The following is a 10621-nucleotide window of genomic DNA, read 5'->3' on the forward strand; positions in this document are numbered from 1 at the left end:
ACTTATTCCCCTACCTTAAGTACCAATTTGCCAAAATTCTCACCTTTAAAGAGCATCATTAACGTATCGGGGAAGGTTGCAATACCTTCAACAATGTGGTCTTTGACGGTCAGCTCACCCGACTGTATCCAGCCGGCAATATCCTGCGTAGCAATAGGATATTCTTTGATGTTATCAAACACCACAATGCCTTCCATGCGGGCGCGATTGACCAATAACGATAAATAATTTGAGGGCCCTTTAACCGGTACCGTATTGTTGTATTGACTGATAGCGCCACAAATGACAATGCGTGCATGGCGATTAATATGGGTGAGAACATCATCTAAAATCTCACCGCCAACGTTGTCAAAAAACACATCGACCCCTTTTGGACAAGTCTTTCTTAGCGCTTTTTTTACATTTTCATTTTTGTAGTCTATGGCGGCATCAAAACCCAATTCATCCACTAAAAACTGGCACTTCTCAGCGCCACCAGCGATACCCACCACTCGGCAGCCTTTAATCTTAGCAATTTGTCCGACTAGCCCACCAACCGCGCCTGCCGCCCCAGATACTACGACAGTCTCTCCAGCTTTTGGCTGTCCCGTTTTTAATAAGCCAAAATAGCCAGTCATGCCAGGCATACCTAAAACGCCTAAGTAATAAGGTAATGGCGCTAGATTAGGATCAACTTTATACAAGTCAGTACCGTCACTGACCGCATAGGACTGTACACCATTGTGGCCACAGACATAGTCGCCTGCCACAAAACCTGCAAGTTTACTCTCCACTACCTGTCCTACGGTGCCCGCACGCATAACCTCACCAATTTGTACCGGTTCTATATAAGACTTGGCATCGTTTAACCAACCACGCATGGCTGGATCTAAAGAAATATACTCAATTTTTATTAGCAGTTGACCATCAGTAACGACCGGTAGTTCTGACTCGGTATAATCCCAAGTATCGGCGCTAGGTTCGCCAATGGGCCTTGCTTTGAGACGCCATTGTTTATTTATTGCTGTCATTCTGCTCTCTCCTTAGAACCAGTCAGCTTGCATATCCGTGCAAACTTCATTGGTGTTCATTAATAATTTTATATCGCGCTTGATAGTCGGTAATTCCCAATCAATAAAGTATTTCGCAGCTTGAATTTTGCCGTTGTAAAAATTCTGTTTTTCAAGGTCTGGGCTCGCGCTTAATAATTGCTCTGCTTTGCTGGCTTGACGAATCCAAATCCAGCTCACCACAATGGTGGCGAAAATATTCATGAATGCTTGGGCATTGCCTGTGAGGGTAATCGCCTTGTCAGTCGCTAACACGCCCCCTAAATGCACCAATACGTCATGCAGTTGGCCCATATAAGGGGTCAGGTTTGCGGCAAGTTTTGCAGCTTCTGGCGTGCTAATATTTTGTAAATCATGAGTGACTTCACGTTTCAAGATTTGAATGCCTAAGCCTTGGTTTTGCCATAATTTACGAAAAGACAAATCTAAGGCTTGCACGCCATTCGTGCCTTCATGAATTGGATTCAGTCGGTTGTCGCGCCAAAATTGCTCCGCATGATATTCACGTGTATAACCTGCGCCTCCTAATACCTGAATACCTAAATCGTTGGCTTTGGGCCCATATTCAGAGGGCCAGGCTTTCAAGACTGGAGTCAGTAAATCTAGTAACTCAGATAGCTCAGCTTTTAGAGTTACGTCGTCACAAGTGTTGATCCGGTCAATTAGGTTTGAGCCATACAAACATAACGATATGCCGCCTTCGGTATAGGCTTTTTGCGCCAGCAGCATACGCTTAACGTCACCATGATTGATAATGGCAGTGGCATCATGTTCGGGCTTGTTGTTCGGCGCAATTCTACCTTGAGTCCGGTCTTTAGCATAAGCCAAAGAATACTGATAACCGCGATAGCCAATCATCGCCGCGCCAAAACCAACGGCTATCCGCGCCTCATTCATCATCTTAAACATATAGCGTAAACCGAAGTGCTCTTCACCGATTAGATAGCCATAACATTCGCCTTCATCACCAAAGCTTAATGAGGTTGAGGTCGTGCCTCTATAACCGAGCTTATGTAATAAGCCAGTCAAATGAACATCATTACGCGCGCCTACCGACGAGTCATCATTCAGCCGATACTTTGGTACTGCCAACAAGGAAATACCTTTGACGCCGCCAGGGCCACCCGGAACTTTGGCCAATACTAGATGGACAATGTTGTCAGATAACTCGTGGTCGCCACCTGAAATATATATTTTGCTGCCTTTTACCCGGTAAGAACCATCGTCTTGCTGAACAGCGGTGGTTCTAATATCAGCAAGTGACGAGCCGGCATGCGGCTCAGTTAATGCCATCGTTCCGGTAAACTCTCCAGTCAACATGCGCGGCATAAAGGCCTGTTTAATATCATCACTGGCAAAGTGCGAAATGACATTAATCGCTGCTGTGGTCAAGAACGGATAGGCTGTAGTTGAAGGATTGGCCGCCATAAAATAGCCTGCCACCGCTGTCATGACAGTTTCAGGTAATTGCATGCCACCATCTTCAAACGAATAACGACCAGCGATAAAACCTGATTCTCTGAAGGCATCAAAAGCAACTTTGACATCGTCTATCATGCTGACCTTTTTACCGTCAAACTGCGGTTCACTTTTATCCGCGATATGGTTGTGTGGCAAAAACAAATTGGTTGCCATTTTGTTTGCTGTATCTAATACAGCATCGAAAGTGGCACGATTGTGTTCTTCAAACTTAGTGCTGTTGCAAAGCGCTTCGGTGTTCAATACGTCATATAATTGGAAAGGGAGTTCAAAGTCGTGGATCAAAGTATCGGCTGCCATAATAGGGTCTCTTTAGTAAGGCTAAAAGATAGGGCTGATAAATAATACTGGGAAGCTCAAGTGATCATGAATTATTGATTGTATCGCTTTGGGTGTTAGAAAAAACGTAAACCAAGCAAAACAATAAATAGCTCGCCGATTAATATTAGTCTACTTTGTACCTTTACCCCATTGTCATTTATGACATAATAATGGTGAAATGAGACATTTAATTCGTTAAGCTATCACTTTAACGATAGCTGTGATGGTCTACGGTTAGACGGATTTAAAACAGATAGCGCATATCAGTTAGAAACGCTTAAAGCATTGAAAGCCATTGAAAAACAGCGTAGTGGCAAAGCGATTGAGGAAATATTACCCTTATCAACTCGACTTGAAGGTTTGTTAATTATTTTTGTCTTATTCAGTATCCGCCACATAATTATGAACAATGACTCACCTTATCATTCTAACTTTCACCAGAGCAGCTTTTTTAGATAACAGCGATCCATCATAAAATTACTAAGGAATCTCAAAACTAATGACTAACGTACAGCCTTTTAAGGTCATAATCCTCGGGTTTGATGGGGTTCTGGGTAGCGCATTAACGGGCGCATTAGACTTATTTTCATTTGCTGGCGTCAGTTGGCAACGATTTTTGGGGCTAAGAGTAGAACCCAGATTTAGCGTACAAATTGCCAGTGTCGATGGCTTAGATATTAGGTGTAGCAATCGCTTGGTTATGCAAGCCCATTGCGATATCGGGGATGTGGCTCATTGTGACTTGTTGTTAATTCCAACCATTGGTGATTCGGTTGACAAAGTTTTGGCGCAGAATCTAAGTTTGTTGCCACATTTAAAACGCTTGGCTGATACCCAAGCAGACATTGCCAGTAATTGTAGCGGCGCCTTTTTTCTAGCAAAAGCAGGATTACTTGATGGCTTAATAGCAACCACTCACTGGGGATACGCAAGTAAGTTTAAAGCAGACTTTCCATTAGTCGATTTACAAGAAAATCAGTTTGTCACGCAATCAGGTAATATATTTTGCGCGGCAGGCGGTAGTGCCTTTTATGACCTGGCTTTACTATTAATCGAGCGTTATTGTGGACGAGAAATTTCCACCCAAGTGGCGAAAACCCAAATCGTTGATAGTAAAAGAGGCAATCAGAACAGTTATACCAATGTTAAATTATACCGATCACACTCCGACCAACTGGTACAGCGCGTGCAAGAATTCATCGAGGACAACTTTGATCAGCCCATACAAGTTAGTGACTTAGCAGCCATGGTAAACATCACCCCACGGACTTTAAATAGACGCTTTCAAACCTGCGTGGCTATGCGCCCTATTGAGTATATTCAAGCGATAAGAATCGAGCAGGCCAAACGCTTATTAGAATCGGGGGATGTGACTATAAAATCTCTCGCTGACCAGGTCGGCTATAGTGATCTGTCTTCATTTACACGCTTATTCAAACGCGCCACAGAGCTTACACCCAAGGAATATCAGAACAAGTTTTCCCGACTGTAGATTTAGAGTAGGTAACACAACTATTGGTTGGCTTGGAGTGCCGATAACGCCGGCGTACTAAGTTCACCATAAGCGACTGAGCGTGGCCATTCGGCAGCCACTTGCGATACTTCTTGCCTAGCATCAATCATCTTAGCAGCGTTAATCCAACCGGCATGACCCACTGCTAATATTGGCGTATTTATAAACAAATTATCTTGCTCAACGACACGAGTACATATAGTTAAAATACCTTAAAAACGCTAGGATACTGCTGGTATAAGATTTTTGCAGCCTCTGTCTGCGTAGGCACAGCAAGCAAGAAAAACTTATGCCAGCAGTAGGTTATGTATCGATATTACTTTTCATTGACTATACATAATGTCAAAGTATATAGCCGTTGCTTTATCGAGTAATGGTTTCTACTTTTATAGCCATAGTAAATGCACTCATAAGCGAGAGCCAGCAGCAGCACGTGAACATACAAATGTCTAATCATTGCTAAAAAGTGGTATGGTGAAAAGCACTATAAAATATATGGCCATTAAACAAATACGACTCCCTAGCAAGTTGTATTTACGATAAGATATGCACCTCAAAAAATCGTCTTGCTGTTGGTAAATAACCGATAGTCAGCTGCATTGACAGTCACTCAAGATATAAGCAGAACTCAACCTCATAGGGATCATGATGATAGTATTTTGGCTTTTACTGACCATTCTTTTTATTATTTTTGCCACCGCAAAGTTAAAGTGGCATCCTTTTTTAGTCTTAATACTATCAGCCTTTTTAGTGGCGTTATTTTATCAAGTGCCTCTTGATACGGTCGCAAAAACTATCTCCGACGGTTTCGGTGGCATCTTAGGTTATATTGGTCTGGTAATCGTGTTCGGTACCATCATTGGGCTAATCCTTGAAAGAACGGGCGCTGCTATCGTTATGGCAGAAGCGGTCATTAACTTTCTAGGGCCACGCTTTCCAACCTTGACCATGTCTATCGTTGGGGCAGTAGTCTCAATTCCTGTGTTTTGTGACTCAGGTTTTATCATCTTAAACTCTTTAAAAGAGTCTTTGGCTGAGCGCTTGCAAGTATCCAGTGTGGCGATGAGTATTGCTTTGGCGACTGGCTTATATGCAACCCATACTTTTGTGCCGCCTACGCCTGGGCCTATTGCTGCAGCGGGTAACTTGGGGCTTGAGTCAAACCTAGGTTTGGTGATCATGGTTGGTATCGTAGTGACCACCGTGGCAGTATTGGCAGGCTGGTTGTGGTCAAACCGTTTCCTAGATGTCGAACCAGATAACATAGATGCTGACAATGTGCCCGCTGCTGCTGTCCCTGCAAATATGAAAGCTCGTGAAGACTATAATAAAATGCCATCAGCAACGATGGCTTTTTTACCTATTATTGTACCTATCGTTTTGATCTGCCTGTCCTCTGTAGCCAACTTCCCTACTGCCCCACTAGGCACTAGTTTCCTTGTTGATATCTTAGTATTTATTGGTAATCCACTTACTGCCCTATTGATCGGTTTATTTTTAGCGTTTTTCTTAATAAGTGGTAGCGATAAAACTCAGCAGATTAGCGACAGCGTGGCCCAAGGCTTGGTAGTCGCTGCACCGATATTATTAATCACTGGTGCTGGCGGCGCATTTGGTGCGATGCTGAAAGTAACCCCAATCGGCGACTATTTAGGCACTACCTTGTCAGCATTAGGTTTGGGCATATTTATGCCATTTATCGTTTCAGCCGCTCTAAAAACCGCGCAAGGCTCTACCACAGTAGCGTTAGTAACTACCTCAGCAATGGTCGCGCCACTCTTAGGACAAATCGGACTTGATAGCGATCTTGGTCGAGTGTTTTGTGTGATGGCCATCGGTGCTGGTGCCATGACTATCTCGCATGCTAACGACAGCTTCTTTTGGATCGTCAGCCAGTTCAGTCGCATGAGTGTCGCGCAAGCTTACAAAGCTCATTCGGTGGCTACCGGTATCCAAGGCGTCACTAGTATTATATTTATCTGGTTATTGACGTTAGTATTTATTTAAATTAACTAATAGCTACTTTTAAGTATTTTTAAGTATTTTTAAGTATTTTTAAGTATTTTTAAGTATTTTTAAGTATTTTTAAGTATTTTTAAGTATTTTTAAGTATTTTTAAAAAAATTCACTGATAAATTAATCGATAGTAGTTAGATAATAGCTAGATAATAGATATTTTAAGAGAGTGTAATGAAGATTTTAATTGCCCCAGACTCGTTTAAAGAAAGCTTAGAAGCTTTAGAAGTTTGCCAGGCTATCAAGTCTGGATTTAGTCAGGTATTCCCCAATGCAGACTATACCTTGTTACCGATGGCCGATGGCGGCGAAGGCACGTCCGCTGTTTTGTCTTACGTCCTTGGTGGCCGATGGAAAGCCGTGATCGTGCACGACCCACTCATGAGGCTTATTAGCGCAAAATACTTGCTATTGCCCGATGCTACTGCAGTGATTGAAGTCGCGGCAGCGTGCGGCCTACATTTATTGACCGTAGCAGAACGAAACCCTAGCATTGCAAGCAGTTACGGGGTTGGCGAGCTGATTAAAGACGCCTTAGATGAAGGGGCGAAACGTATTATTATTGGCCTTGGTGGTAGTGCCACTAATGATGCCGGGGTTGGCATGTTGACCGCCTTGGGCATGGCCTTTTATGACCAGCAAGGTGAGCCTTTAGCACCAGGCGGTGGTCAACTTGCCAGCTTGCAACGGATAGACAGCTCAGCGTTCAATCCGAATATTTTAAATACTGTCTTTGAAGTGGCCTGTGATGTGACCAATCCGTTATGTGGCCCGTTAGGCGCCAGTGCTATTTTTGGCCCACAAAAGGGGGCCAACCCTGAACAAGTGGCGCGTTTAGACAAGTCTTTAAGTCACTTTGCGACTGTTTGCCATCAGCATAGTTATGAGAACTATCAAGATATTGCAGGTGCAGGCGCAGCTGGTGGTCTTGGGCTTGCATTGATGACTTTTTGCGGCGCACAGTTACAGTCAGGCTTTAATACCATGGCTGAAGCTGTTGATCTATCACAGCACATTGCCAATGCTGACTTAGTGATAACTGGGGAAGGCAAACTCGACGCGCAAACCTCAATGGGCAAAGTGGCTGGTGGTATCAGTCAACTTGCTAAGCTCAGTCACACACCGGTTATTGCTATTTGTGGCAGTGTCGATGGGTTAAAGCCAGCCCAAACCACTCAATTCGATGTGGTGATGCCCAGTATTCAAAAAGTAGATTCTATCGATAAGGTTTTAAGATATGCCTATGATAATATCGAAACCACGGCGGTAAATATCGCCGCTGCGATTCGGTTGGGGCAGAATATGAAATAGCTGCTTTGATTAAAAGCAGTTTCACAGAATTCGGGATGGGCTCGAATATTCAGTGCCCTCTTCATAATTCTTAATATTATCTATAATTTTTATAAAGTTTTAAAATACTCAAGGTTGAGTAAAGAGACATATAGTCAATGAAAAGTAGTATCGATACATAACGTACTGCTGGCATAAGTTTCTCTTGCTTGCTGTGCCTACGCAGACAGAGGCTGCAAGAAGCTTATACCAGCAGTACCATAGCGTTTTTAAGGTATTTTAACTATACCTGTCTCTAGTATCTTTGAAGTCTAAAATTATTTCTAGTCCGGCTATTTCTGTCACCCACAAAAACGCCCCTTACCTGAATACAGATAAGGGGCCTTGTATTTTACTGGCTTTGCTCACTTTACTTTTAACAACAGAGTGGCTGTATACACTTACTTAATGCGCATATCGCCCGTTTCGACATAACGTTGATGCCATGATAACGATTCGTTAAGCATATGCGGCGTCTGCATGCCAGCCGTGGTAGAGGCACGATCGAAGTAATCTTGCAACATCGGACGATAGTCTGGATGCGCGCAATTATCGATAATCGCTTGAGCACGTTGACGCGGTGCGAGGCCACGCAAATCAGCCAAACCTTGCTCAGTGACAATTACCATCACATCATGTTCAGTGTGGTCATGGTGCGATACCATCGGCGTGATGCAAGAGATAGCACCATCTTTGGCCACTGATGGCGACACAAAGAATGAGGTGTAAGCGTTGCGCGCAAAGTCACCTGAACCGCCAAGGCCATTCATCATACTAGTGCCCATGACGTGAGTCGAGTTGACGTTACCATAAAGGTCACACTCGATCATCGCATTGATCGCTAGAACGCCTAAGCGACGTGCCACTTCAGGGTGATTGGTGATTTCTTGTGGACGTAAAACAATACGAGCACGTAGCTCTTCAATATTGGCATTGAAAGTTTCAAGCGCATCTGGACTTAATGACAGTGCAGTGGCAGATGCCATAGTCATTTTGCCAGACATGATCAGATCCAACATACCGTCTTGTAACACTTCGGTATAGCCGGTCAACTCTTCAAACGGACTATTCTGCAAGCCTGCCAATACCGCATTGGCCACGTTACCCACCCCAGATTGTATCGGCAATAAGTTGGCTGGCAGACGGCCTTTTTCGACTTCACTGTGAAAAAAGTCAATGATATGGCTGGCTATTTTATTGGATTTTTCATCCGGATCTGCAAACTTGCTATTGCGATCTGGCGAGTCGGTTAAGACAATAGCCACCACTTTATCTAGGTCACAATGTAAGTACGGAACGCCAATGCGCCCGCCTGGAGTAACTAGTGGAATTGGTTTGCGATTCGGCGGCATACCAATATCATTATAAACGTCATGCATACCCTCAAGCATTAGGCTTTGCTGGGCGTTAACTTCTAAGATAATTTTATCGGCATTTTCTAGCCATGCATTACTAGTACCAATGGAGGTAGAAGGAATGAGGCGACCATCTGGCAAAATACCAGACACTTCAACCACAGCCATATGCATATCGCCATAAAAGCCAATCGTACTTTGTTGCGCCACATGCGATAAATGCATATCAAAATAATACGCTTCGCCGGCATTGATTTGTTTACGAAGCGCCGGCTCTGATTGATAGGGGGTGCGCCATTTGATGCCTTTGGCTTCAGCCAATACACCATCACACTCAGTAGCAGTAGACGCTCCGGTCAACAAACCAATTTGAAAATCTTCACCGCGCGCGTGGGCGGCTTCCATATGTTTGGCAAGCGCCGCTGGTATGGCTTTAGGATAGCCTGCACCAGTGAAGCCACTCATACCGACGTTCATATCATTTTTAATAAATGCAGCCGCTTGATCAGCAGACATTATTTTTTTACTCAAGCCTTCGTGAAGCACGCGCCCTTCATGGTTAATTGAACTCATACAGTTTTTCCTAGTAACTTCCATATTAAAATCAATCCTCATTATTATGAGGAAAAGTTGAAACGAATCCACTAACACGATTTCGTTGCAGCATATTGCCCAATTTTATTACAAATTACCAGTAGATTGGCTTAAATATTAATATATAGCAGCCTCATCATGCTTTTTTTTGGCAAACCTATTTCGTTAGTATGCATTCTAAACGACGTAGCAAAGTTTACGATCATAAAATCCATGCTCTTATGACCGCAATATACAGCTCTCAAATAAATAGACAAGTAGCTGAAATTATTAAGTTTAACTAATATTTTATGTATTCAAGCTATATTATAAAACAGCTGAAATCCTTGATAAATAAGGGAAAAGGTGTTTACAAATTATAAATAGGAGTATATTATCCAGCATGGTGACAAACGCCTTCATGTCGCTCGTCTCAATCTTCGAGATCGAGTACTAGAGTCCACTCCAGCCCTCAACCATTAAACTCCCCACGACTATGATCGAGGTCGTATTCGGTGCAGCACCAACAGGTGTCCCTGAACTGGTGCACTACCTCACCGGCTTGATACTTTATCCCTTGGGTTGGCTGATCGTCGTACGACCGATGTGGAAGGCAATCATGCCGTCGCTTCACTGGACAATCACTGCTTTGGCCTACGGAATCGTGCTATGGGTATTCGCGCTCTACGTCGTCGCTCATCTGATTATCGGACTGCCGCCGTTTATCGGTTTCACAGGAGCCACTTGGGTCGCGCTGGTTGGCCACGTTCTCTATGCACTGGTTTTTGCATGGGGTGCAGAGACGCGACAGTTCAGATAAATAAAGAGGGTATTCTATATTTCAATCTATCAGAGTAGGAATTTAAAATCTGTTATTAACGACTGTTATTGAAACTTAGATTAACACGTGAAGTGCAATTTCAAACAGCAGGTGAAAAAGAGGCCTAGATGCGCTAGCATCAAGGTTACTATCCACCGCCAAAGTG

Annotated in this window: 8 protein-coding genes; 4 read left to right on the forward strand and 4 right to left on the reverse strand. The window is 43.6% G+C overall.

The window, feature by feature from the left end; translation table 11 throughout:
• Positions 1-2: 2 nt before the first annotated feature.
• Positions 3-1010, reverse strand: a complete 1008-nt coding sequence (locus RCH20_RS09795; RefSeq protein WP_327193466.1) for an NADP-dependent oxidoreductase — start codon at positions 1008-1010, stop codon at positions 3-5.
• 12 nt (positions 1011-1022) lie between these two features.
• Positions 1023-2828 (reverse strand): acyl-CoA dehydrogenase, encoded by a 1806-nt coding sequence (locus tag RCH20_RS09800; protein WP_327193467.1) that lies wholly within the window; start codon positions 2826-2828, stop codon positions 1023-1025.
• Positions 2829-3348: 520 nt separating this feature from the next.
• Between RCH20_RS09800 and RCH20_RS09805 the strand changes: the two genes are divergently transcribed.
• Positions 3349-4341: a GlxA family transcriptional regulator gene (locus RCH20_RS09805; protein WP_327193468.1), complete on the forward strand. Its 993-nt coding sequence runs from the start codon at positions 3349-3351 to the stop codon at positions 4339-4341.
• 20 nt (positions 4342-4361) lie between these two features.
• Here the strand turns inward: RCH20_RS09805 and RCH20_RS09810 are convergent, their stop codons facing one another.
• On the reverse strand, positions 4362-4532 hold the full coding sequence (locus RCH20_RS09810; protein ID WP_209956941.1) for a hypothetical protein: 171 nt from the start codon (positions 4530-4532) through the stop codon (positions 4362-4364).
• Between the two features lie 478 nt (positions 4533-5010).
• Between RCH20_RS09810 and RCH20_RS09815 the strand changes: the two genes are divergently transcribed.
• The gene (locus tag RCH20_RS09815; RefSeq protein ID WP_327193469.1) at positions 5011-6369 is read left to right on the forward strand and encodes a GntP family permease; all 1359 of its coding nucleotides are present in this window, start codon (positions 5011-5013) and stop codon (positions 6367-6369) included.
• 183 nt (positions 6370-6552) lie between these two features.
• Positions 6553-7689, forward strand: coding sequence for a glycerate kinase (locus RCH20_RS09820; protein ID WP_327193470.1), 1137 nt, complete (start codon positions 6553-6555; stop codon positions 7687-7689).
• Between the two features lie 419 nt (positions 7690-8108).
• Here the strand turns inward: RCH20_RS09820 and RCH20_RS09825 are convergent, their stop codons facing one another.
• The gene (locus tag RCH20_RS09825) at positions 8109-9635 is read right to left on the reverse strand and encodes an acetyl-CoA hydrolase/transferase family protein (RefSeq protein WP_327193471.1); all 1527 of its coding nucleotides are present in this window, start codon (positions 9633-9635) and stop codon (positions 8109-8111) included.
• 496 nt (positions 9636-10131) lie between these two features.
• Between RCH20_RS09825 and RCH20_RS09830 the strand changes: the two genes are divergently transcribed.
• Positions 10132-10455, forward strand: coding sequence for a hypothetical protein (locus tag RCH20_RS09830; protein ID WP_327193472.1), 324 nt, complete (start codon positions 10132-10134; stop codon positions 10453-10455).
• Positions 10456-10621: the final 166 nt, after the last annotated feature.

The organism is Psychrobacter sp. PL15, assembly GCF_035984995.1.
In the GTDB taxonomy this organism is placed as follows: domain Bacteria; phylum Pseudomonadota; class Gammaproteobacteria; order Pseudomonadales; family Moraxellaceae; genus Psychrobacter.

Bases quoted from the DNA above. Each gene is read 5' to 3' on its own strand.
- RCH20_RS09830 (WP_327193472.1), top strand. From the start codon at position 10,132: ATGATCGAGGTCGTATTCGGTGCAGCACCAACAGGTGTCCCTGAACTG.
- RCH20_RS09825 (WP_327193471.1), bottom strand. From the start codon at position 9,635: ATGAGTTCAATTAACCATGAAGGGCGCGTGCTTCACGAAGGCTTGAGT.
- RCH20_RS09820 (WP_327193470.1), top strand. From the start codon at position 6,553: ATGAAGATTTTAATTGCCCCAGACTCGTTTAAAGAAAGCTTAGAAGCT.
- RCH20_RS09815 (WP_327193469.1), top strand. From the start codon at position 5,011: ATGATAGTATTTTGGCTTTTACTGACCATTCTTTTTATTATTTTTGCC.
- RCH20_RS09795 (WP_327193466.1), bottom strand. From the start codon at position 1,010: ATGACAGCAATAAATAAACAATGGCGTCTCAAAGCAAGGCCCATTGGC.
- RCH20_RS09800 (WP_327193467.1), bottom strand. From the start codon at position 2,828: ATGGCAGCCGATACTTTGATCCACGACTTTGAACTCCCTTTCCAATTA.
- RCH20_RS09805 (WP_327193468.1), top strand. From the start codon at position 3,349: ATGACTAACGTACAGCCTTTTAAGGTCATAATCCTCGGGTTTGATGGG.